Below are 23,234 nucleotides of genomic sequence, written 5' to 3'. Positions count from 1 at the left end.
CTGCCTGATGTATTGAACCAGTGAAACTATTTCGGGAGAATTCGGATGTTTGGGGTTGGGAGCTTAGAGTTCGCCAACCAGGGCGCTGAGGCGTTGCGTGTAGCTGCCGCCAAGATTGCCGCCGTCACCCTGGATGGCTTTGTCCAGAATAGTCGCAAGCGCCGTGATGTGGGCGGCAAGCAGTTTCAATCCAGCCTCGCTCTGCATGCGTTCATGCTTGAGGAGGGTTGAGAGGGAGTCCCCGACTTCGGTTATGAGAGGATATCCGAAACTGCCGCCTTGGCCTTTGATGTCGTGCGCGATACCGCGCATTTCTAGGATGACCTCAGGCCACGCCAGGTCCCCTGCACAGGCAGCAGCATATTTCCGCTCCAAGACCGCAATACCCTCAAGCGCGCCCTCGATGAACATCGCCTGCAATTCTTCGGTCGTAGGAATGGCGTTAACGTCGATGCCCGTCATCTGCAGTTGTCCGTTTAATCCCGCCGCGCTGGGAAGGCTCAAAAAATTCGGTGGGATATTTTCTTATGAGTGGTCTGGTTCAAAGTCCAATACTGCAATAGCAATATTTATCATAAGATTGTTAACAAATATATATCGAGATGAGTCGACCTGTATCGAACAACCCTGCTGCGCACAGCCGTTCCGGGCCCGGTTGTCGCCAGAGAACAGGCTCCAGCAAGGGTGAGAAAGCAAAAGGTTCGGTTGATTGAGGTCGGTTAGCCGGATTAATCTGACGCCACCTCGGCCTTTCCCGTCAGTCAGGCACCGCACCGTCTCCGTTTCTTTCAGTTCGAGTTAACATCAGGTCTAATGGATCACCCCGACGCCCCTACGATCGAACCAAAACCCCGCAGCGCGGCCGTAGATCCCAATGCACTCGACCTCCTTGGAAACCTGCCGGTTGATCTGGCGCCCACGGATCAGTCAGCGAATAGCCAGGATCGTGAAATTCTTAAAACCATTTTTGGTTTCGAGAGTTACCGAGGCGAACAGGCAGAAATCATCCGGCATGTCGTCGAAGGCGGTGACGCTCTCGTTCTGATGCCGACCGGTGGCGGCAAGTCTCTATGCTACCAGATCCCGGCAATCGTGCGGCCAGGTGTTGCGATCGTGGTATCGCCGCTGATCGCACTGATGCAGGATCAGGTCGAAAGCCTCAAACAGCTTGGGGTTAAAGCCGCAGCGTTGAACTCCTCTCTTTCGTTCCGCGATTCCGTGGCGATCGAACGCCAGTTGCGCACAGGCGAGCTTGATCTGGTATATGTCGCGCCCGAGCGCCTGCTGACGGACAGTTTTCTCGAACTGCTTGATGACTGTGACATCGCGCTGTTCGCTATCGACGAAGCCCACTGCGTCTCGCAATGGGGACATGATTTCCGGCCCGAATACTTACAGCTGACTGTCCTTCACAATCGCTATCCCTGGGTTCCACGGATTGCATTAACGGCAACGGCAGACGGGCCAACCCGACGCGACATCCTGGAACGCTTGGAGCTGGGACAGGGCCGTGCCTTCGTTGCCGGCTTCGATCGCCCGAACATCCGCTATTCGGTTCAGCCAAAGACCGCCCCGCGCAACCAACTGCTGCGCTTTCTCGCGGACCGCAAGGGCCAGGCAGGTATTGTCTATTGTCTTTCGCGCAACAAGGTGAACGAAACCGCAGCTAAACTCTCAGACGAAGGCTTTCGCGCACTCCCCTATCACGCCGGTTTGGATTCAAGTGTTCGTGCCGCCAACCAGGACCGCTTCATCAAGGAAGAAGACATCATCATGGTGGCGACCATCGCGTTTGGAATGGGGATCGACAAACCTGATGTCCGCTTCGTGGTCCACTTGGATCTGCCGAAAAGCCTGGAGGCCTATTATCAGGAAACCGGCCGCGCCGGACGGGACGGTTTGCCCTCGGAAGCCTGGATGGTCTACGGCCTTCAGGATGTCGCCAAACTGCGTCAAATGGCGGAAACCTCCGAAGCTTCAGAAGCACAAAAACGCATCGAAAGCCGCAAGCTGGATGCCTTACTTGGCTTTTGTGAGACCACGCGCTGCCGTCGCCAGGTGTTGCTGGAGTACTTTGGCGAAAGCGACATCCCGGCTTGCGGAAACTGCGATACCTGTCTGGAACCGGTCAGCAGCTTCGATGGCACGGAAATTACCCAAAAAGCACTATCTTGTGTTTATCGCACGGGACAGATGTTCGGGGCTGCGCACATCATCGACGTCCTGCTCGGCGGCGATACCGAAAGAATCCGCAAGTTCCGCCACGATGACCTGAGTACCTACGGCATCGGCAAGGATGTATCGCGCGACGAATGGCGCTCGGTGATTCGACAGCTTGTCTCGCTCGGCCTGCTGGTTGTCGACATGGAAGGCTACGGTGGGCTGCGCCTGGGTAGCGACTGCCGCGATGTATTACGTGGCGACCGGCGCATCGAACTGCGCCGCGACCCCACAGGCAAGCGCGGCGCAGGCGGCGGCCGACGAGGCGGCAAAAGCAAAGGTCCGATCGATTTCGGCGATCCGGAACAAGATGCGTTATTCCAGGCATTGCGTGCCAAGCGCATGGAGCTTGCCAAGGCGCAGGGCGTGCCGCCCTACGTGATCTTCCAGGACAAACAACTGGTCGCCATGGTCCTTCAGCAGCCGGCAAACCTGTCGGACTTCGCAGGACTTTCCGGCGTGGGCCAGGCGAAGCTGGAACGCTACGGCGATGCCTTTCTCGAGGTGATCACCTCGAGGACGTGAACGGGTTTTTCAGTTTCGGGAACCGGCTCTTGCTTCAGCGACTGCTTTTCGGCTCGGACAGGATCCGGCGCTTTTTCGCGATTATCTCGCGCTTACTTTTCTCCTGGCCGACCCGGAACGACTGCTCGACGAAATCGATGTGCGCGCGCGCGGCGGTGTCGGCCGCCTGGGGATCGCCCTTGAGGATCGCCTCACCGATCGCCAGGTGTTGGGAAAGGAGCGCTTCGCCGGTACTGTCGACGGCACGCAGGAAATCCCTGTTGTAGAACACGCCGCGCTTTGTCAGATCATAGACCGATCCCATCATATGGATCAGCGTCGAATTGTGACTGGCGTCCACGATGGCGGAGTGCAGGTTGATGTCGGCCCGCTGAGCTGCCTTGCTGTCGTCGGCTTCATGCGCCGCAACCATATCGGCCATGATGCGCGAGAGTATTTCCTTGTCGGCCGGTGTCGCACGCTCCGCAGCCAGCCGTGCAGCAAAGCTTTCCTGTTCCCGGCGATATTCGAGATAGTCGAAGAAGGCTACGGGATGGCGGGCATAGAGATCCATCAGCGCCGGACTAAGAGCCTTCCCGATCAGCGGTGCGATCACCGAACCTTCACCGTGGCGGACCTGCAGAAGATCCTGGTCCTCCAGACGTTTTAAGGCCTCGCGCAGCTTGGGCCGGGACACGTCGAACAACTCGGCCATCTCCCGCTCGGAAGGAAGCCTGCTCCCCTCCTTCAAAACCCCCGCCACGATCAGCGTTTCGATCTGTTCGACCACGGCATCCGCGACCGAGCCGTGATCAATGGGCTCGAACAGATATTTCGCTGCATCCTGCATGGAATCACGCCTGCCTTCTCAAGATTAGAATCATAAGAGGTAATTTATTTTATCCAATCTCACGCATCAAGCATCTCAATTCAGAAGGTTCTGAGCAGATAAGCTTAACCTACTGTTATCAAGTTATGTTCCTGCGTCTAAAACAAGTCTGATTTCGACTTGGTTTTGCAGAAGTTACGCAAGAATCTATCGATTCCTCCGGATTCATCCTCTCAATTGGTAAAGAAATTTATTGACTTCTAAATTGGTCAATTATATTTACCACACCAAGTGATTTAGAAAAATTGCTTTGCCCGGCTGCGATCGCCACCGGCCGAGACCAGCCCAAATCATTGTGGAGGAACACGTGAAAAAAGCTCTCATCAGCCTTGCGGTCGCTGCCGCGGTAACCACCGCCGCACCCGCGGCACACTCCGCCGACAAGCTGCTGCTCAAAACCCCGATTGCCTTCTCGACTTCGCTGCCCGGACTCGGTTCGCCGATTCCGCGCGTGGCCGAACAGCTCAAACTGATGTCCGGCGGCAGTCTGAAGATGAAGGTCTACGAGCCGCACAAACTGGTGCCGCCCTTCGAGATTCTCGAATCCGTATCGTCTGGGAAAATCAATTCCGGTTATGCTACAGCAGGCTACTGGGCAGGCAAAATCCCAGCATCACCGCTGTTTTCCGCAGTTCCTTTCGGACCGGAAGCCGGTGAATACATGGCCTGGATGTACTACGGGAACGGCCTGACGCTTTATCAGGAAATGTATGACCAGACCGGCTTCAACGTGAAGGTCCTGCCTTGTGCCATCATCGCACCCGAGACCTCAGGCTGGTTTGCCAAGGAGATCTCATCCGCGGAGGATCTGGACGGCCTTAAGATGCGTTTCTTCGGCCTCGGCGGCAAGGTGATGCAGAAGCTGGGCGTCGCCACTTCGCTGCTTCCCGGCGGCGAGATCTTCCCGGCATTGGAAAAGGGCGCGATCGATGCGACCGAATTTTCCATGCCCGCCATCGACTCCCGGCTCGGCTTTCACAAACTGGTAAAGTTTAATTACTTCCCCGGCTGGCATCAGCAGGCGACGGTGTTCGAACTGCTGCTGAACAAAGACGTCTGGAACGGGATGTCCGACCAGCACAAGGCGATTACGGAGAACGCCTGCAAGGCCTCCATGGCCGACAGCTTCGCCGAGGGCGAGGCTATCCAGCACGCCGCCCTGATCGAGAATGTCGAAAAGCACGGCGTCGAGATGAAGCAATGGTCGGACGAGATGCTCGCTCTCTACCGCAAGACCTGGAACGAGGTTGCCGCCGAAGAGGCCGCCAACAACGCCTTTTTCAAGAAGGTGCTCGATGACATGAACGGCTTCCGCGAAGGCTACGCACTCTGGAAGAAGAACGCCTTCCTACCGCGCAGCTAAAACCACGCCGAAACAAGCAGGTGGTCTTCGGACCGCCTGCCCGGCAAACCTGCCGGCAAAACCACCGACCAACGGTGGATCACGAAACGCACCACAAGGTGCTGTCACTGCAAGAAAACGCCCCCGAGCGATTGAATGGGCGTTTTACGGAGCAGTTTGCGTTTCGCTCGGCTCGAAATGGACTGCCTCTCGATCAGCCTGCTGCTGGTTTCGAACGCAAATCTTGAGGCAGTCCATTTCGAGACAACGCAAGCCGCACCAGGGAAGAGGCGCCTGACATGACCATCAACAGCGAGCAGAACCAGCCCGATCCGGTCGAGGTCTTCGAGCGGATCCTGGAGCATGAAGATCAAGACCGTCAGACGATAGCGGTCATGCTCGACCGCTTTGTAACCACGGTCGGCCATGTGGTGATGTGGGCCAACGTTGCTCTGATCCTCGCCATCATCGCCCAGGTTTCCTTGCGCTATCTGTTCAACGAGAACTATCCGAAGCTGGACGAGATCCAGTGGCACTTCTACGGCCTGGGCACCATGGTCGGCTTGAGCTACGCCATGGTGAAGGACAGCCACGTGCGCGTCGACATTTTACACATGGGCCTGCGCGACAACGTCAAGCGCCTCATCGAAATCCTGGGTATCATCCTGCTGCTGGCGCCTTTCATCTACCTGATGATCGATCAGGGTTACGACTACTTCTACGAATCCTTCCGGGTCAACGAACGCTCCGACAGCCCGACCGGACTGCCCGGACGCTGGGCCTTCAAGGCGGTTATCCCGATCAGCTTCGTGCTGCTGGCTCTCGCCGCGGCCGCCCGCCTGATCCATGCCGGCCATGCGCTGCTGACGGCCAAGGGGCCGCAGACTGGGGCCGGCTGGGGCCGGATCCTTTTCGTCATCGTGAGCTTCGCCGCTACCGCCTTCATGCTGGGCCTACTGGTCGAGACGACTGAGGAAAAGCTGGTCGTCGCGATGTTCATGACCTTCATCGGGTTACTCTTCACCGGCTTCCCGGTGGCCTGGGTCCTGGCGGGCGTCGGTGTACTCTACTGCGGCGTCGCCTTTCTCTTCGACAACGGCCTGATGAACTGGACAGGACTGGAGGAAACACTCACCGGCCTCGACTACCTGACGCTGGGTGCCACGGTCAATCGGGTCTATGCCACCATGTCGAACGCCGTGCTGGTCGCACTGCCGATGTTCATTTTCATGGGGTTGATGCTGGACGAAAGCGGCGTCGCCGAACGCCTGATGACTTCCATGCAGCGGCTCTTCGGGACCGTGCGTGGCGGGCTTGCCATCACGGTCACCGCAATCGGCATCATCCTGGCTGCCTCGACCGGCATCATCGGCGCGTCGGTCGTGCTGCTCGGCGTCCTGTCCCTGCCGGCCATGGTCAATCAAGGTTACTCCAAGCCGCTGGCCACCGGGACCATCGCAGCCTCGGGCACACTGGGCATTCTGATTCCGCCCTCCATCATGCTGGTCATCATGGCGGACCAAATGGCACTGTCGGTCGGCGACCTCTTCATGGCCGCGCTCTTCCCGGGTCTGGTGATCGGCGGACTCTACCTGCTCTACATCCTGTTGATCGGTTTCGTGAGCCCCTCCTCTGCACCGGTGCCCGCGGACGCCAAAGCACCCGACTGGCAGGCCTTTAAGGAAGTCATGGTCGCGGTGCTGCCGCCTGTACTCCTGATCCTCGCTGTATTAGGCTCCATCTTCGCCGGCATCACGACACCGACCGAAGCCTCGGGCGTGGGCGCGATCGGCGCCACTCTGCTCGCGGTCGCCTACCGAAAGCTGACCCTGAAGAAGCTGGCGAGCGTTTGCATCTCCACCTTCAACACCACCGCCTATATCTTTGCCATCTTCATCGGCGCCACGGTCTTTTCCTACGTGCTGCGCGAGCTCGGCGGCGACGAACTGATCGAGAGCATGATTCAGTCGACCGGCTTCGGCCCGGAAGGCACGGTGCTCTTCATTCTCTTCATCGTGTTCCTGCTCGGTTTCGTGCTCGACTGGATCGAGATCACGCTGATCGTCCTGCCGCTGATGCGGCCGATCGTCAACGCGCTCGGTCTGGACATTCCCGGCTTCGACGCTATCGACGAACCCGCGCTGGTATGGTTCGTGATCCTGGTGGCAGTCACGCTGCAGACCTCGTTTCTGACACCGCCCGTCGGCTTCGCGCTGTTCTATCTGAAGGGCGTCTGTCCACCAGAGGTCAAACTCACCGACATCTACAAGGGGGTCGTGCCCTTCGTTCTGTTGCAGCTGACCGGTCTGGCGCTGGTCTTCGGGTTCCCGGAGCTAGCGACCTGGTTGCCCTCTGTCGCTTTCAACTGAGGCCGGAACCATGACTGACGCTTTCCTGGACGAGCTTTCCGCCATCGTCGGCCGGCGCGATGTCTACAGCGACCCGAATAAATCGGAGCGTTACCGCAAGGGCTTTCGTTCCGGGAGCGGCGAGGCGGAAGCGGTTGTCTTTCCCTCCAATTTGTTGGAGCTCTGGCGAGTTCTGCAGGCCTGTGTGGCCGCCAACCGTATCGTGATTATGCAGGCTGCCAATACCGGTCTGACGGAGGGCTCCACACCGAACGGCAGCTACGACCGGAAAGTCGTGATCATCAACACCCTGCGGCTCGACCGGATCCACGTGATCCGGAATGGTCACCAGATCGTCAGCCATCCGGGTGGTACCCTCTACAAACTCGAGAAACTTCTGAAGCCGTTCGACCGGCAACCTCATTCGGTGATCGGGTCCTCCTGCATCGGCGCATCTGTGGTCGGGGGCGTGTGCAACAACTCCGGCGGCGCGTTGGTTCAACGAGGCCCCGCCTACACCGAACTCGCCCTCTACGCCCAACTTCACTCAGACGGAAGACTGGAGCTCGTCAACCATCTCGGTATCTATTTGGGTGATACGCCCGAAGACATTCTCGAACGGCTCGAGCGCGGAAATTTCGATGAAACCGACGTAAACGACACAGCCGGTCAAGCCTCCGACCGGACCTACGAGGCGCGGGTGCGGGACGTGAACGTCGATAGCCCCGCGCGCTTCAACGCCGACCCCACACGCCTGCATGAAGCCTCAGGCTGCGCAGGCAAACTCGCCGTCTTCGCCGTACGGCTCGATACCTATCCAGCTGCGACGGGCGAGAAGGTTTATTACCTGGGCACCGACATCCCCGCCCGGTTCACGACCCTGCGCCGCCGGATGCTCTCGGAGCTGCCGGAGTTGCCCGTCAGCGGCGAGTATCTGCACCGCGATATCTTCGACATTGCCCGGGTCTACGGCAAGGACACGCTGTTGATGATCAACTGGCTCGGCACCTCGTTCCTGCCACTGTTCTTCACGCTTAAAGGACGGATCGACGCCTGGCTGAACAAGGCAAGTTTCCTGCCGGAAAACCTTCTCGACCGGGTTCTGCAGTTTTTCGCCGGCCTGCTGCCGGAAGCCCTGCCAAAACGAATCCTGGTGTTTCGCGAAGACTTCGAACACCACTTGATCCTGAAGGTCGGTGCCGGCATCGCACAGCGAACCGAAGCCATCCTGACCGAGGTTCTGGGCGCCGAGAACTGGTTTCTTTGTGATGCGGAGGAAGCCAGTAAGGCGATGCTGCACCGTTTCGCCGCCGCCGGGGCGGCCGTGCGCTATCAGGCGGTTCATGCCGACGAGGTCGAAGACATTTTGGCCCTCGACATCGCGTTGCGGCGCAACGACCGGGACTGGCTGGAGGCCCTGCCGGAAGAAATCGAGAAGGATCTGGTGGCGAAGCTCTACTACGGGCACTTCTTCTGCCACGTCTTCCACCAGGATTACATTCTGCGCAAGGGCGTGGACCCCAAGCTGATCAAGCAGAAGATGCTCGCTCTGCTGGACAAACGCGGCGCAGAGTATCCGGCGGAACACAATGTCGGTCATCTCTACGAGGCCAAGCCGGAACTGGCTGCCTTTTACGCCCGGCTGGATCCGACAAATTCATTCAATCCCGGAATCGGCAAGACCTCAAAGCAGAAGCATCACTCACGACCGCCGCATCAGACCTAAGCTGAACTTGAGGGCTCTTTCTCTTCACCCTGGCCATCTGCTGGCTCATCGTCCTCAACCCACTCTGCTTCGGGACTAAGAGCCGCGACCGCAGGTGTTGCCCGCAGAGGCATTGCAACGTAACTCCCCTGTTCTTCCAGCGGGACGGCCGTCCGTCGGGTCATGCGGTAGATCGCGAAGACACCGATCACCACGTGGATTGCACAAAGACAGATGAAATAACCCGATATGCCGAAGATATCCATCGAGGTTGCTGCTGCAAAAGGACCGACGATTGCGCCGATCCCGATCACCAACATCAGACCGCTGGCAGCTGCAACACGCTGATCCGGCTCAAGAAAGTCGTTGGTGTGCGCGATGAACAGGGAATAGAGCGGATAGTTAAGCCCGCCGAAAATCGCAATCATGATCAACAGCAGGGAAAAGTCCTGAACCGGCAGCCAGATCATGACCGCGGCGACAAGCGCGGCGAGAAAGGTGACTACCGTGAGAACGGTCCGTCGGTCAAAGCGGTCCGAAATACGTCCGATCGGCCACTGAAACAACATGCCGCCGATTGCGCCTGCTCCCATGAAAAGCGAAATCTGGCCAACCGAAAGACCGGCGTTGCCGGCGTAAACCGCGCCCATGCCGAAAAAGGCGCCGTTTGCCGTACCGGTGATCAAAGAGCCGACAACACCCAATGGCGACAGCCGGTAGAGCTTTCGCAGCCCGACGGGTGTCGGCGCGTCGAAGCTCGGGGTTCGGGAGGCCGTGAGACAGGTGGGAACTAACGCCACCGAGATCAGCACCGAAATCATGGCGAAAAGCTTAAAGCTCTCCGGGTCGGCGAAATTCAAGAGCAATTGGCCGCCCGCCAACCCACCAAGGGTGATGACCATATAGACCGAGAGCAGCTGGCCACGGGTTTCGTTGGTCGCTATGTCGTTGAGCCAGCTTTCCGCCACGACGTAGAGACCGGCGAAGCAGAACCCGGTAACCAGGCGCATGGCGCCCCAACTATAGGGATCCAGGAAAATCGAATACACGATCGCGGACGCGGAAGCGAGTGACGCCAAAGCGGCAAAAACCCGGACATGCCCGACCTGACTGACAACGCGCGGCGTGATCACCGAACCGGACAGAAAACCGGCGTAGTAACAGGACATGATGATGCCGGTGACCGCAGTCGGAAAACCTTCAAGCGTGGCCCGGACGCCGAGCAACGTGCCCTGTAGACCGTTCCCGATCATAAGAAGGCCGATTCCTAGCAGTAACGGCCAGGCCGTGGATATCGCCGCAAACACAGACCCCTCCGCCAAAGCAGGTTCAATTGAAACCGCTTATGCAGCAGATTTTTCAGCGGCGCTACCGAATAATGATCGGACGTTCGAACGCTCGGAATGAATCGCCTGATTAGGTCACCTTAAGCCGGCAAAATCACAAAGCTTGTCAGATTGTATTTTTGTCCCTCCGCAGGCGTGGCACCGCGGTGAAGGTGGGTCCAGAAAGGTGGGAAAATCACCAGCATGCCTGCGGCCGGGCGAACTGCCTTACCCTGATAGGCAAACTGCGTCTCGCCACCTTGGTCGATGGTGGCCAGATAAAGAATGGTGGAAAGCACCCGGTTCTCGGTTCCCGGCTTGTTGCCGTCGATGTGCCAATCGAACCCCTGCCCGGGTTCAATACGCTCAAGCAACGGATGGGTCAGTTTACACTGCCCGCTGTTGAGCACCATCCCAAAGGCAGGATAGCGTTTCGCATAGTCATGCACACGCAGCATCACGGCCCGACCGACCTGGTCGACCACATCCTGCCAGTCATCGTGATCCGGAAGGCAGAGCATCATGCCGGTCCGATCCTTGGGCGCTTTGCTCTTCTGAGACCAGCTCGGCTGCTTGCGGTCGTCGTTCTCGAAACGCTCGATGATGTTCCGACAGGTCGCACCGTCGATCACATCGTTGTAAATCTCGACGAAGTCGGGCGCCCGGGGTGGAAGATCTTGACTGCTCATCCTCGCTTATAGCGGCAACCGGTGGTCCAGTTCAATGGCGTCACAAGAGGCAATCTTGGCTTTTGTCTTTGGATTCCGGCGTGCAGTATTGGCGCACGATCCCTTTGTCAGCGGAATAGGCGCCAAATGTTCATAATTCTATCCGGAGTTCTGTCACGCCATGAGGTCGAACAGGTCTTGGCCCTCGCGGCACAGGGTGCATTCCAAGATGGCAAGAAGACCGCCGGCGGTCCGATCCGTCATCTGAAAAACAATCTTCAACTCGACAAGAGTGGTAGCGCTGCCCAGGAAATCGACCGCATTATACTGGGTAAGCTGGCGCGCAACCGGGAGTTCAGCAATGCAACGCTGGCAAAACGGATCCTCTCGCCAATCATCAGTCGCTACGAAACCGGTATGGCTTACGGCCAGCATGTCGATTCGGATATCGTGGGGTCGCAGAACCCGGTTCGAGCCGATCTCTCACTGACGATATTTCTTGCGGATCCTGGAAGTTACGACGGCGGCGAACTGGTGCTTTCCACCCCCTTTGGCGAACAAATGGTCAAGCTGCCGGCAGGTGACGCGGTCATCTACACCACATCGGCGCCACATCGGGTAGCGACTGTTGAGAGAGGCGTTCGCATTGCCGCGGTCAGTTGGATTCAAAGCGTCATTCGCGACGACGCCAAGCGTCAGATCATCCTCGACGTTCAGACGGCCATGGAGCGCGTCATGAAAGAAAATCCGGATTCCGAAGAAGCCCGGTTGATGTTCAAGACACGCGCCAATCTGATGCGCATGTGGGCAGAACACTAATCCCAGGATGCATCAAGCTCTGTCGAGAAGGAGCAAGCTAAGATCGACTAAATTCAACTCATGTTAAACGTCATAACGCATTTTTAACGAGGTCCGATCAACTCTCGCGCTGATAGTATTTAGGTCGTTGGTATTTTCATTTCACGGCCGAAAACGCAAAGCAAAATATCAAGCGAGTATCGGGGCTTCGTTATGAAAATTACCGGGTTCAAACTTGGGCCATCCAACCCTTTTCGCAGGGTTAAGGAAACTGAGAAATCAGCAGCGCATCAGGGGCAGGGTTTAGGGCCGGCAACAAGCGTAAAAACCAAGCTTATCATTGCGTTCGCGGCCGTCACCGGCATTACGGTTCTTGCGAGCATCAATAGCTGGTTCTCGCTGAACTCGATCGAGAAAGGATTGACCGACATCACCGGTGTCAGTGTGCCCACCATGGTCCTCTCCCGCGAGCTATCGGAGCAAAGCACCAGATTGACGGCCGATGCCGCGGCACTGGACGCTGCACAGGATCACGTCGATCGTCAGTCGGCCAATAAGGCCATCCACAGCCGATTGGAAGAAATTCTATCCGGGATCGTAGAACTGGAAGCGCGGAACGCCGAGCAACAGCTTGCGGAGCAGTTGCGCGAGACCGTCGAAACCCTGGACGCCAATGTCTCGAAGCAGAACGAATTGATTGAGAGCCGCATCGACACACGCCGTCAGCGCAGCAAAGCGGTCGAGGAAAAAAACCAGGCGTTAAAGGCCCTGTCAGAGGCTCTCGCACCGATCATTCGAAGAGCCGATACTGCGCTGCGTGCCAGAAGCACCGAGATCGCCGACGGCATCGAAATCACCGCGTCTCAGATCACCGCAGGCGCGACGGAAACGCTGGTCAAGGAGCTTCAGTTCCAGAACAACGTCAATCTAAGTCTCATGAGCCTGCTCGCGGGCAGCGCCACCAACAACCTCGCAAGACTCGAACAGTTGGAAACCGAGGCGCTCTTCGCCAACCTCGCACTACAGGGCCAACTGCTGCAATTGCAGTCCGACGAAGGTGCGGTCGAACTCTATGAAGCCCTGAAGCGCATCATCAATCTGAGCGGCGAGGAAAACAATCTCTTCGCGCGACGCAAAGAAATCATCGATCGTGCCGCTGCCGGACAGAACGTTACCGCGGAAGAGGCCAAGCTTCAGTCGATTGCTGACGAATTGCTTCAGCTTCTACAGACACTGAAGGGGATTTTGGGCGAGCGCGGCCGCGCGGAACGCGCCAAGTTGATTTCAGGCGGTTCGGTGCTCCGCAACGAGGTCGAGACTAATTTGACAGTTCTGTTCGACGAAGGCATCGCCCGGCTGCAACGCCTGCTGAAGATCTCGGCAACCGCCGACATCTTCAGCAGCATCCTGAATGAAGGCATGGCAGCAGAAAACATGGCGCAGCTCGACGCAGTACGTATGCGCAGCACAACCGTCGCCGGTCAGTTGACTGCCCTTGTCGCGGAATTACCTGAGGGCGAAGATAAGGACCAGTTGGCTGGCCTGATGTCTCATTTCCTCGCTTTCGGTATCAACGAAAGCAACCTGTTCGACGTCCGGCTCAATGAGCTGACGGCGACGTCCGGCAGCACCGCCCTGTTGGCGATGAACCGCGAGCTGACCGGCGAGATAGCTGATTCGGTGGAAGACCTGGTCAGCCGTGCTCAAGCCTCAACTGACAGCGCAACCGTAGCAGCGGAACAGACCCTCGATCGCGACCGCACCTGGGTGCTGCTGGTCGCCCTTAGCAGTGTCGTCGTCTCCACACTGATTGTCTGGCTCTATGTGGGCCGCAATATCGTGGCGCGTCTGACCCGGCTGGCGGGAACCATGCGGATCGTCGCCGAAGGCGATCTTTCAGTCGAAATCCCCCAGAGCGGCAACGATGAAATCGGTGAGATGGCCCGTACTGTTGAAATCTTCCGCGAACACGGCTTGGAGGTGCAGCGCCTGCGCGACCAACAGGAAGCTGCCAGCGCGCGGGCCGAACAGGAAAAGCAAAGGGCCATGAAGAATGTCGCCGATTCCTTTGAAGAAACGGTCAAGTCCGTCGTCGACGAGGTGACAGGCGCGACTGTGCGGATGCGTTCGGCGTCGCAGACCATGGTCGAAATGGCGGACGGCACCAGCAGCCAGACCAGCGCTGTTGCCGCAGCCGCAACACAGACATCAGGCAATGTTCAAAGCGTGGCCAGCGCCGCCGAGCAGCTCTCTGCATCGATCGTCGACATCACAAACCGGGTCGGGCAGTCCAACGCCATTGCCCAGAGTGCTGTCGCGAAAGCCTCCCAGACCAATCAGGAAGTCGAGAGTCTTTCGCTGGCGGCGCAGAAAGTCGGCGAAGTGGTTCAATTGATTTCCGATATCGCCGAACAGACCAATCTCCTCGCACTCAACGCAACCATCGAGGCGGCGCGTGCAGGAGAAGCCGGTAAGGGCTTTGCCGTGGTCGCCGGCGAGGTCAAGAGCCTGGCCAGTCAGACCGCAAAGGCAACGGAAGAGATTGCCTCGCAGATTGGTGGAATCCAGTCCGCAACGATAAATGCAGTTTCGTCGATTAAAGACATCAGCAGCACGATTTCGGAAATCAGCGCCATTGCCGCCAGCATTTCAGAGGCGGTCGAACAGCAAGGCGCCGCGACGCAAGAGATCTCCCGAGGTGCCCAACACGCAGCCGGCGGTACGGAAGAAGTTTCGGAGACCATCAGCAGCGTGACTCAGGTTGCGCAAAACTCGGGGCAGTCCGCCCGCGAAATGCTTGACGCGACTCAGGATCTGTCTGACCGCTCAGAAACACTGGCGGTCGAAGTGAGTAAATTCATTGAGAGAATACGGGTAGCCTAAGGAGAGATGTTATAGTTTGTTGCACTGCACGCAAAACTACGACTCTGTGACAACGAGGTCAGTTATTAATATGGTATTATAAAATAGAAGAAAAATTCGCTATTCACTGAAACTACGATGTTCGGATATTAGTTTTTATTGCAGCGCAACAAATTTGTTTCGCTTCACGATATGACTTGTTATAGTCGCCGCCGCCTGGGTTGGAGTCTGTAGCCAAGATTCGGCTTCGCGACCCGAATGTCAGGGAGACTGTGATGAAACGCGACGAATTGGTAACCAATGGCGCCTTTGCGCTGTACCGCTCCGAAATGTCGTACAGAATCAGCGAGTTCGAAAAGTCGGCCAATCCCGACGCCTTGATCGCTGCCGATTTCGCGAAATTCCGTAACCGCTACACCCGCAAGTTTGAGGACATGGTCGGCCATTTCGCCGAACAGGGCCTCGAAATCGTCCGCATGGCCTCGTAAGGGGCTCAAGCATTTTTTTGCGCCAGATCTGACACATGATCCTCACGGGTGCTTCGGTCTCGCTGAAGACGCGTGCCTTCAATGTGTCGTCTGCATTAACGGGTAACTGATCCGCACTCGATGAACTGGTCAAAGCTCTGAGACACGAATGTGCTTGCGCCGACTAAGAAGCGGGTCGGTCGGGCAGGTCCCACCCCAGCTTGACACCCTTGTCGACGAGATAGGCTTCGGCTGCTTCACGGGCCTCGGCGTGAGTGTCTGCGAATCCCTCTGCGTAGTAGAGACCCTCCAATTCCCAGGACACACGCCAGCGGAAACCATTCTGGCCGCGACGCACACTGCCTGGAAGGTCCCGCCAGGGCTCAATGATCAAATTATACTTCTTCACAGTCTATTCTGTCCGCTCTGCCTATCGCGCCCGTGTCGGGACGCTGCCCTCAAATCGAACACTCTTTGATCTGGCGATGCCGCCTTCGGAGTGCAATAGCCCGCGCGTGCGCGGATTTCGCTCACACAGCGCCAACTGTTCGGGCTTGATCACCAAAGAGGTAAATGACACCCGCAGTCCGCATCATGTCAAGGATTTGGAGGTCAATTCGTAGACATCCGGTGAGAGTTCACCAGCAGCAAGGATGCTCTCCAGCGCAGCACGCATCAAGTTCTGACGCCCGGCGTCATAGCGGGACCAGCGTCCCAAGGGGGCGACCAGGCGGGCGGCAGCCTGCGGATTGATACGGTCGAGCTCGACGATTCGCTCGGCCAGAAAGCGGTAGCCACTGCCGTCGGCCTGATGAAAGCACAGGGGATTGCCTGCCGCAAAGACACCGATCAAGGCGCGCACTTTGTTCGGATTTGTCAGGCTGAAGGCCTCATGTTGCAGCAGATCTTCGACCCGCTTTAACGTGCCTGGTAATACCGACATAGCTTCGAGAGACAACCACTTATCGACGACAAGAGCATCGTCTTTGTAGCGCTGATAAAAGGCCTCGAGGCAGACTTCTCGTGCGGGAGCATCCGTGTCTGTCAGCAGGCTCAGCGCCGCCATGCGATCAGTCATATTGTCGGTGTTGCGGCTTTGCGCGACCGCCAACTCGAGCATTTTCGGCTCATGTGACGCCGTAAGATAAGCGAGCGCTACATTCTTGAGAGCGCGCCTCCCGGCTGCTTCGGCGGTGGGTTCGAAAGGTGTGTTGGTTTGCATCGATCTGTAGGTCGCCAAGAGATCTTCGCCAAGTTCCTTCGCAATGTTCCGGCGCATCGCCTCCCGCACTGTGTGGATCCCCTCGACATCGACCACGGCCATCTGGTCAGCGAGGAAGGCCTCGGTCGGCAGGGTCAAGGCAAGCGCCCGAAATGCAGCGTCCTGAGTCTCATCCTTCAAAGTCGTCTTCAGAGCCGCGATGAATCCGTCCGGTGCTGGCGGCACTTCCAGCCCTTTCTGACGTTGAGCAACCGCGTCGAGTAACAGCCTGGTGGCGTACTGTTGTCCGGTTTCCCAGCGGTTGAAGCTGTCACTGTCGTGCGCCATGAGAACCGCACGGGCTTCCGGGCTGTGTTCGATCGAAAGATTGACCGGCGCTGAGAAACTTCGGTTGATCGAAACTGCCGGCGCCGTCTTGAGGTTCTCGAAGCGGAAGGTCTGGCTGCCTTCGCGAAGCTCCAAAACGCGGCTTTCCGGTGCACCTCTTTCGCCGGCGACCTGGAGAGGTAAGGGCTGGCCCGCCGAATCCAGCAATGCCAGCTCCAGAGGAATGTGCATGGGTTTTTTGCCGCTTTGGCCCGGCGTCTCTGGGACCTCCTGGGACAGGGTCAGTTCAAAGCTGCTGTCAGCAGCGTTGTAGTTACTCTCGACCGAGACCTTGGGCGTGCCGGCCTGGGAATACCAGAGCTTGAACTGACTGAGATCGACGCCGGTTGCATCGGACATGGCGGCAGCGAAGTCGTCACAGGTTACCGCTTGGCCATCATGACGCTCGAAGTAGAGATCCATGCCCTTGCGGAAGCCTTCGCGGCCCAGCAGGCCCTGCATCATTCGGATAACTTCGGCGCCCTTGTCGTAGACGGTCGCCGTGTAGAAGTTGTTGATCTCTATATAGGAAGCCGGGCGCACGGGATGTGCGGTCGGGCCGCCGTCTTCCGGGAACTGCCGGGCACGCAGGATGCGCACATCCTGAATTCGCTTAACCGGGGCGGAGCGCATATCCGCCGAAAATTCCTGATCCCGGAAAACCGTCAACCCCTCTTTGAGACTGAGTTGGAACCAATCTCTGCAGGTCACACGATTGCCGGTCCAGTTATGGAAATACTCGTGAGCGACGATACCTTCGATAGAAGCGTAGTCGGCATCGGTCGCGGTGTCGGGATCGGCCAGGACACATTTGGAGTTAAAGACGTTGAGGCTCTTATTTTCCATCGCGCCCATGTTGAAGTCGCTGACCGCAACGATATTGAAGAGATCGAGATCGTACTCGAGGCCGAAACGCTCCTCGTCCCAACGCATGGCCCGCTTCAGTGAATCCATGCCGTAACTGCAACGGCTCTCGTTACCGTGCTCGACGAAGATGCGCAGGCTGACTTCGCGTCCTGACGCGGTGGTGAAGCTGTCCTCGACGCAGGCCAAGTCGCCAGCCACCACAGCGAAGAGATAGGCAGGTTTGGGAAAAGGGTCTTCCCAGCGGGTCCAATGGCGGCCATCAGGTAAGTCGCCGCTTTCGACCAGATTGCCGTTGGAGAGCAGCACCGGATAGAGCGCCTTATCCGCCTTGAGCGTCACTTCGAACACCGACATCACATCGGGCCGGTCCGGGAAAAAAGTGATCCGCCGGAAGCCCTCGGCCTCGCATTGAGTGCAGAAGGTACCGCTGGAAATGTAGAGACCTTCCAAGCGTGTATTGGCCTTGGGATTGATCTCGGTCTCAATCTCCAGCTCAAAGTTCGGATCGGTCACTTCGATGGTCAGCGCCTTGTCGTCCAGGCTGTAGCGCTCAGGTGCCAGCGGCACACCGTCCAGTGCGATAGAGATCAGCTTGAGATCGTCACCATCGAGCCGCAGCATCGGCCAGCCGACATCTCCGCCACCCGGCGCCAGTGCGGCGTATTCGACGTTTAACCAGCTTCTGACCCGCGTGGCTTCGGGCTCCAGATCGAACTCCAGCGCCACCTTGGCGATCCTGTAGTCTGGCGCACGGTAAGCCTCAAGATGAATGGCCTGGGGAGCGGCGGCGTCCATAATTCGATGTCCTGCTGTAGGTTACGGCTGTTTGATGAAGCTCAGAACGGCGTCGGAGAGCGCTGTGCCGGGAGAACGAAGCGCCTCGACAATAGTGAAGTGGTTGAGGCCTTCGAGCTCCAAACTCTGCAAAGTCGCGCCCTGCCCCACCAGCAGTGCGGCATAATCACGCTGCTGGCGCCGGAATTCGTCGGTCTCTACGCCACCGACCGCAAGCAGCAGCGGACAGGCTGGCGTAGTTGTCTGCGCGGCGGGCGAATAGTTCTCAACATCCCCGGGAGTCAGATGAAGCGCCTCGTTCAGATAGCTCAGCCTGATCGGCTCCAGCTCGTAAAGGCCGCTGAGAGGGATCACGCCCTTTAGAAGGCCGTCGGATCCACCCTCGGCTGTCCAGTCGGTGCCGGCCAAAAGGGCTGAAAGGTGTCCGCCGGCGGAATGACCAGAGAGAAAAATCCTTGCCGGATCGCCGCCGTAATCGCCGATGTTGCGTGAGAGCCAGAGCAGAGCCATGCGACAGTGCGATACGATCTCACCCATGGTGACGTCGGGGCAGAGTGGGTAGCCGATGTTGACAACGGTAATGCCTGCGTCGGCGTAAAGCGGCGCGACACAGGAGAAGACACTCTTGTCCAGTGCCTGCCAGTAGCCACCATGGATAAATACTAGAACTGGACCGGGTTCGTTGTCCGCCGCATTGGTGCCTGCTGGTTCGCTGCCCGCTGGTTCACTGCCCGCAGAAAAAATATCCAGCTTCGCCCGTGCACCCTCCCCATAAGCCAGATCGAGATGACATGTAAGCTGTGACCGGGCTGCCTCCGAGTCCTGCTGCCAGGCGGCAACCACATCGGCGAAGTCGGGTACTGCAGCGCGGTTGTTGTACTGCCGGTCCAATGCGGCCTGATCATGGTCGCGAAAGACCTTCGTGCCGGAGGATGGTTCGTTGGTCGGTGACATCTGGATTCAGGCTCTTCTTTTGTTGCCTGTGCCATATGGGAATGAACAGGCTGTTTGGCGAGGGCGGTATGACGGTGCCGGTCCGCAAAGGCTTGAAAAGTCAGCGAAGGGCAGCGGTCTTTACGTAATTTTAAGTATAAGGAATCTAGCTTCACAAGCGCTATTCCAGATCCCGCGCGGAACCATTCAGGTCACATGTTTTCAATTGGAAAGATCTTGCTCTAGGATCGCGCCGCGATGACAGCCCTTAAATTCATAGCGATCCTCACTGCGGCGACGATCCTGTTCAGCCAACCCTCCCTAGCTGCTCAGCCGACACCCAAGGGTGAGGAAGAAGCCTATGACCCGACTCTCGATCCGGCCTTTAAGGTCTGGCGTTCTCTGTCCGGACAGGGCGAACCGGACTCCTTCTTTCTAGTCGCGCAGCGCTATGAACTGGGTGAAAAGGTCCAGGCCGATCCCATCACTGCACTGCAATACTACATCCTTGCGGCCGAGCTGGATCATAAGGAAGCCGAAGCTGCAGTGGAGCGATTGAACGAAGACCTCTCCAAAGCCGATCGGGCCGAGGCACGCGAACGTGCCGCCAACTGGTCACCGGTAACCGACGAGGAACTGGCACAGCAGACCGCCGCGAAACCAGCCAACACCGATCGCGCGCGCATGCTCGCTGCGTCAGACAGCGGTAATCTCGCGCAGGTGACAGCGCTTTTGGAAAAGGGCCTTCCCGTCGACGTCCGCGACCGAGATCAATGGACGCCATTGATGCTGTCAGCGCTGCAGGGCCATGACAAAATCGTCGCACTCCTGCTCGATGAAGGAGCAGACATCGAAGCCCAGGACATTAACGGCACCACCGCACTTATGGCTGCGGCCAGTTCCGGGTGGCTTTCCGTCGTGAAGCGATTGATGGGCGCAGGCGCAGACATGGACGTGGAAGACAATGCGGGCGAGACAGCACTCTACATGGCTGAGCAGTTCGAGCACCGGCGAGTCGCGAGTTATCTGGCCAAAGTCACCGCGCCACCGGAAGTCATCAAGGAGGTACAAACCTTTCTGATCGACAGGGGCTACAAGCTGGGCCGTGCAGACGGTCTGTGGGGCCCGAATACGGAAAAGGCCGTACAGTCTTTCCAGAAGAAACTCGGCCTGCCTGCCGACGGCCGCATCACCAAGAAATTCCTCAGCCGGATCCGGAAAGAAACCAAGTCTGAGGAACAAACCTCCAAGACCGGACAAGAGAACCGCGGTGACACCGAAAAGGCGTCCTGAAACTGCAATCAACACTGCGACAGCGGATCACAGGGTTCTCCGGCATTTTAGACAAAAACCTAGCAAAATCAGGGCTTAAGCTCTTGGTAATCTTTTCAGTTCAGGCTCTTTCTCGTGCCCGGGTTCTCCCCCGGATCTCGGGTACGTGATACCGCTTCGTTAGGCCCCGTCAGCAATGGCGGGGCCTTTCGTTTTCTTTTCCTCCAATCGCTCCATCCGCCGCTATTACCCGATGCCAAAAGGATAGCAGTCGGTTATCTTTTCTCCCCAGCTAAAATCCGAATCGGCAGGCTGTGCGCAACAACCGGACCCTTTCCGAATTCACCCGATTGCAGATGAAACCCTGTTCCAACCCGTCATTTGACAAGATTCATTCCACATTCGTAACGGTTTATGCGGAGGCGAAAAAAGGCTGGCATCCCACCGGCCTTGTGAACAGACGCAGCGGTAAGACCTGGCCGAGCCCGAAAGAACTGCTTGTACGGCTGTGCGGTGCCACGCTGCAGGGCGACTGGTGCATTCGGCAACGCAGCGCGACCCTGGAAAAAACCGTCTGGGAGATTCGCATCGTCAATCACAGCGACGTCGAAATTTTGCGAAACGTGATCGGCGACGACCGGCTTTCTCCAGTAAAAAATCGGGACTCGAGGGAATGTTACAGCTTTGATTACCGCAAAACCGACTATGCAAACTGGGGCAGTATTCTCAGAACTTTCTAAAGCTGCTGACGAGCCCTCCGCGGCAATCGAGAAACTCGAATTCGATAAAATAGAGCAACATTATCGACACTTGATCGCGCCTGACTAAGCCTCAGTTGTCTTAATCTCGGAAGCGTTTGTGAAAATACGCTTGGTAAAAAGCCATCGCATGAACCAGCCGCGCGGCAGATCTTTGCCTGTCATGAGATAGGCCAGGGTGTATTCGTTGTGCATGGTCGCATCGATCAGGTTGTACGCACGCGCGTCACCGCAAAGAAGCAGACGGTCGCCGGGAAGTACCGCGGTCGAGAGATCAGGCAGGACCTGTGCGCCGCACTCCGATTCGATCACCAGTGGCACGCATGCGAGCCGGCGGCTTCGATCGCCCGGGTCGCCCATAAGATGTTCCAGCGTGACCTTCCGGCCCGCATCTGTCAGGCGCTGCAGCGCATTGCCGCGCTTCCCGCCGACCTGAAATCCGGTCCTGTCGTGGTCGTGTATATCGGCATCCAAGGTATCCAGCGTCCAGATCCGGGGTTGCGTGCCGCCGACGACGGACCCGAGGTGATCAACGACTTCATCGATAAAGCGGCCATCCTGCTCGGTATCGCGTTGACGCAGGGTTTCGAAAAAAGTCTTCATCATGGGTGCGATCAGCAGAAACAGGATCCTGCGGGCGCTGACCAGCCCGGGCATCATGATCAAATCAACCTTCGCAGCCTCGAAAACGACGAGATTACGGTAGCGGTTCTCGCGCACCACGAAAAAGATATCCGGATTCAGCGCCCGTGCATTCAACAGGATACTGAGATTGTCGGAATCATTGTTGGTTCCTGCAACGATGCCGGCAGCATTGCGCACCCCCGCCTTGACCAGATTGTCCTGACTGGCCCGCCCGACGATCAGATTAGGCAGATCCTCGTCGTCCGGAAGAGGGTTGGGTTCGACGACCGAGGTGGTGATACCCTGCGCCTCCAGTGCCTCGCGTAGCCAATGGCCCATACGCCCGAAACCGCATAGAACCCAGTTTCCCTTCGGCGGGCGTAAAACCTTATCCAGGGTCGCGTCGGGAGTGCCGGCAAGCCATTGGTTCAAGCTGTGTATCGCAGGATTAGCAATGACTGCGCCCAAATACTTTGCGTAGGTCTGGAAAGGATCAATGATGTGCACCTTGTCGCCCAGGGTCGCCAACGTATCTTCATGAATGCTGGAGGTCGATTGGGTTGCGACCCAGACCTCGGGATTGAGCAGGCGCGCGGTCACTGAGATTTTAAGATTGATTTCCTCGTTCTGGGTCAGAGCCACCACGGCCTTGCAGTTGGGTTTGAGTAACCCAGCCTCGATCAAGTGCTCGGGCACCCTTGCATCGGCACAAAGGCCGGAGACATCGGACCGGTAATCACGCAATGAGACGGTCTTAATTCGTTCGTCTTTCCAGTCAACGACCGTAACGGTCATACCGGCATCGCTGAGGCCGCGTACCAGAAGCGCGCCCGTATTGCCGAAACCGCAGACGATACAGAAGGGGTCCGAGATACGGGTAACCCGCTTGGCAAATTGCCGTTCGGCAAGTGAGCGTTTGAAATCCGCGTTTTGAACCAGACCGACGATCGAACCCAATGCGTAGAACCAGGCTATGACACCAATGTAGAGCGAAACGATGCCCCACATGCGCTGCGCCTCCGTAAAGGGGTATGGCAGCTCGCCGAAACCGGTTGTGGTTACCGTGTAAGTCAGAAAATAGAAGGCGTGAAAAAAGCTTTGGTGAACGGCGTTACCGTTCTCATCGATCCCTGGAATCAGGATCCAACCGACCATCGAAGTGGCATAAACGGTGATGAGCACCAGGATCGGCCGGCGCATGTAGCGCAGGATGATGAAGTTGACCCGGCTCGATTTGGGCGCCTTCGCCATGAACTCCCCGTTCACAAT

The 23,234-nt window shown here is 57.6% G+C and carries 17 protein-coding genes; 9 read left to right on the top strand and 8 right to left on the bottom strand.

Translation table 11 applies throughout. The features are described from left to right. Positions 1-63: 63 nt before the first annotated feature. Positions 64-462, bottom strand: coding sequence for an Hpt domain-containing protein (locus QMZ18_RS03780; RefSeq protein ID WP_282604889.1), 399 nt, complete (start codon positions 460-462; stop codon positions 64-66). Between the two features lie 351 nt (positions 463-813). Between QMZ18_RS03780 and recQ the strand changes: the two genes are divergently transcribed. Beyond that, entirely contained in the window at positions 814-2,745 is a 1,932-nt protein-coding gene (gene recQ / locus QMZ18_RS03775; protein WP_282604888.1) for a DNA helicase RecQ, read from the top strand. 34 nt (positions 2,746-2,779) lie between these two features. On the opposite strand, the gene QMZ18_RS03770 is transcribed toward recQ, so the two are convergent. Next, positions 2,780-3,574 carry a FadR/GntR family transcriptional regulator gene (locus tag QMZ18_RS03770; protein ID WP_282604887.1) on the bottom strand — a complete coding sequence of 265 codons (795 nt, stop codon included), beginning with the start codon at positions 3,572-3,574 and terminating at the stop codon, positions 2,780-2,782. A gap of 346 nt (positions 3,575-3,920) precedes the next feature. On the opposite strand from QMZ18_RS03770, the gene QMZ18_RS03765 reads away from it, so the two are divergent. From QMZ18_RS03765 to dld, 3 genes are all read left to right on the top strand, one after another. Next, complete coding sequence (locus QMZ18_RS03765; protein ID WP_282604886.1) at positions 3,921-4,976, top strand: TRAP transporter substrate-binding protein; 1,056 nt, start codon at positions 3,921-3,923, stop codon at positions 4,974-4,976. Positions 4,977-5,254: 278 nt separating this feature from the next. Further along, positions 5,255-7,324: a TRAP transporter large permease subunit gene (locus QMZ18_RS03755; protein ID WP_322097124.1), complete on the top strand. Its 2,070-nt coding sequence runs from the start codon at positions 5,255-5,257 to the stop codon at positions 7,322-7,324. Positions 7,325-7,334: 10 nt separating this feature from the next. After that, the gene (dld, locus tag QMZ18_RS03750) at positions 7,335-9,029 is read left to right on the top strand and encodes a D-lactate dehydrogenase (protein WP_282604885.1); all 1,695 of its coding nucleotides are present in this window, start codon (positions 7,335-7,337) and stop codon (positions 9,027-9,029) included. Here the strand turns inward: dld and QMZ18_RS03745 are convergent. Further along, positions 9,026-10,315: an MFS transporter gene (locus QMZ18_RS03745; protein WP_367575938.1), complete on the bottom strand. Its 1,290-nt coding sequence runs from the start codon at positions 10,313-10,315 to the stop codon at positions 9,026-9,028. The two genes, dld and QMZ18_RS03745, sit on opposite strands and share 4 nt — an antisense overlap. A gap of 119 nt (positions 10,316-10,434) precedes the next feature. Beyond that, entirely contained in the window at positions 10,435-11,022 is a 588-nt protein-coding gene (locus tag QMZ18_RS03740) for a 2OG-Fe(II) oxygenase (RefSeq protein ID WP_282604883.1), read from the bottom strand. Positions 11,023-11,148: 126 nt separating this feature from the next. Here QMZ18_RS03740 and QMZ18_RS03735 point away from each other — a divergent pair, with 126 nt between their 5' ends. From QMZ18_RS03735 to QMZ18_RS03725, 3 genes are all read left to right on the top strand, one after another. Then, complete coding sequence (locus QMZ18_RS03735) at positions 11,149-11,820, top strand: Fe2+-dependent dioxygenase (protein ID WP_282604882.1); 672 nt, start codon at positions 11,149-11,151, stop codon at positions 11,818-11,820. Between the two features lie 192 nt (positions 11,821-12,012). Beyond that, positions 12,013-14,682: a methyl-accepting chemotaxis protein gene (locus QMZ18_RS03730; protein WP_282604881.1), complete on the top strand. Its 2,670-nt coding sequence runs from the start codon at positions 12,013-12,015 to the stop codon at positions 14,680-14,682. A gap of 254 nt (positions 14,683-14,936) precedes the next feature. Beyond that, positions 14,937-15,149, top strand: a complete 213-nt coding sequence (locus QMZ18_RS03725; protein WP_282604880.1) for a hypothetical protein — start codon at positions 14,937-14,939, stop codon at positions 15,147-15,149. A 163-nt stretch (positions 15,150-15,312) separates the two neighbouring features. On the opposite strand, the gene QMZ18_RS03720 is transcribed toward QMZ18_RS03725, so the two are convergent. The 3 genes from QMZ18_RS03720 to QMZ18_RS03710 form a co-directional block, all read right to left on the bottom strand. Continuing rightward, positions 15,313-15,537, bottom strand: coding sequence for a hypothetical protein (locus QMZ18_RS03720; protein WP_282604879.1), 225 nt, complete (start codon positions 15,535-15,537; stop codon positions 15,313-15,315). Between the two features lie 183 nt (positions 15,538-15,720). Beyond that, positions 15,721-18,378, bottom strand: coding sequence for an aminopeptidase N (gene pepN, locus QMZ18_RS03715; protein WP_282604878.1), 2,658 nt, complete (start codon positions 18,376-18,378; stop codon positions 15,721-15,723). Positions 18,379-18,399: 21 nt separating this feature from the next. After that, positions 18,400-19,332, bottom strand: coding sequence for an alpha/beta hydrolase (locus QMZ18_RS03710; RefSeq protein WP_282604877.1), 933 nt, complete (start codon positions 19,330-19,332; stop codon positions 18,400-18,402). A 237-nt stretch (positions 19,333-19,569) separates the two neighbouring features. On the opposite strand from QMZ18_RS03710, the gene QMZ18_RS03705 reads away from it, so the two are divergent. Together QMZ18_RS03705 and QMZ18_RS03700 are read left to right on the top strand one after the other, a co-directional pair. Continuing rightward, positions 19,570-20,604: an ankyrin repeat domain-containing protein gene (locus QMZ18_RS03705; protein WP_282604876.1), complete on the top strand. Its 1,035-nt coding sequence runs from the start codon at positions 19,570-19,572 to the stop codon at positions 20,602-20,604. Positions 20,605-20,939: 335 nt separating this feature from the next. Next, positions 20,940-21,323, top strand: a complete 384-nt coding sequence (locus QMZ18_RS03700) for a hypothetical protein (protein WP_282604875.1) — start codon at positions 20,940-20,942, stop codon at positions 21,321-21,323. A gap of 84 nt (positions 21,324-21,407) precedes the next feature. Here QMZ18_RS03700 and QMZ18_RS03695 read toward each other — a convergent pair whose 3' ends face one another. After that, positions 21,408-23,216, bottom strand: coding sequence for a TrkA family potassium uptake protein (locus QMZ18_RS03695; protein WP_282604874.1), 1,809 nt, complete (start codon positions 23,214-23,216; stop codon positions 21,408-21,410). Positions 23,217-23,234 lie beyond the last annotated feature (18 nt).

It is taken from the genome of Pelagibius sp. Alg239-R121, from assembly GCF_947331435.1.
In the GTDB taxonomy this organism is placed as follows: domain Bacteria; phylum Pseudomonadota; class Alphaproteobacteria; order Kiloniellales; family Kiloniellaceae; genus Denitrobaculum.
This window is presented reverse-complemented; position numbering and strand designations above follow the sequence as displayed.

What these genes read in the sequence shown, in the direction of transcription:
- QMZ18_RS03780 (WP_282604889.1), bottom strand. Translation starts at nt 462, where the DNA reads ATGACGGGCATCGACGTTAACGCCATTCCTACGACCGAAGAATTGCAG.
- recQ (WP_282604888.1), top strand. Translation starts at nt 814, where the DNA reads ATGGATCACCCCGACGCCCCTACGATCGAACCAAAACCCCGCAGCGCG.
- QMZ18_RS03770 (WP_282604887.1), bottom strand. Translation starts at nt 3,574, where the DNA reads ATGCAGGATGCAGCGAAATATCTGTTCGAGCCCATTGATCACGGCTCG.
- QMZ18_RS03755 (WP_322097124.1), top strand. Translation starts at nt 5,255, where the DNA reads ATGACCATCAACAGCGAGCAGAACCAGCCCGATCCGGTCGAGGTCTTC.
- dld (WP_282604885.1), top strand. Translation starts at nt 7,335, where the DNA reads ATGACTGACGCTTTCCTGGACGAGCTTTCCGCCATCGTCGGCCGGCGC.
- QMZ18_RS03740 (WP_282604883.1), bottom strand. Translation starts at nt 11,022, where the DNA reads ATGAGCAGTCAAGATCTTCCACCCCGGGCGCCCGACTTCGTCGAGATT.
- QMZ18_RS03735 (WP_282604882.1), top strand. Translation starts at nt 11,149, where the DNA reads ATGTTCATAATTCTATCCGGAGTTCTGTCACGCCATGAGGTCGAACAG.
- QMZ18_RS03730 (WP_282604881.1), top strand. Translation starts at nt 12,013, where the DNA reads ATGAAAATTACCGGGTTCAAACTTGGGCCATCCAACCCTTTTCGCAGG.
- QMZ18_RS03725 (WP_282604880.1), top strand. Translation starts at nt 14,937, where the DNA reads ATGAAACGCGACGAATTGGTAACCAATGGCGCCTTTGCGCTGTACCGC.
- pepN (WP_282604878.1), bottom strand. Translation starts at nt 18,378, where the DNA reads ATGGACGCCGCCGCTCCCCAGGCCATTCATCTTGAGGCTTACCGTGCG.
- QMZ18_RS03710 (WP_282604877.1), bottom strand. Translation starts at nt 19,332, where the DNA reads ATGTCACCGACCAACGAACCATCCTCCGGCACGAAGGTCTTTCGCGAC.
- QMZ18_RS03705 (WP_282604876.1), top strand. Translation starts at nt 19,570, where the DNA reads ATGACAGCCCTTAAATTCATAGCGATCCTCACTGCGGCGACGATCCTG.
- QMZ18_RS03700 (WP_282604875.1), top strand. Translation starts at nt 20,940, where the DNA reads ATGAAACCCTGTTCCAACCCGTCATTTGACAAGATTCATTCCACATTC.
- QMZ18_RS03695 (WP_282604874.1), bottom strand. Translation starts at nt 23,216, where the DNA reads ATGGCGAAGGCGCCCAAATCGAGCCGGGTCAACTTCATCATCCTGCGC.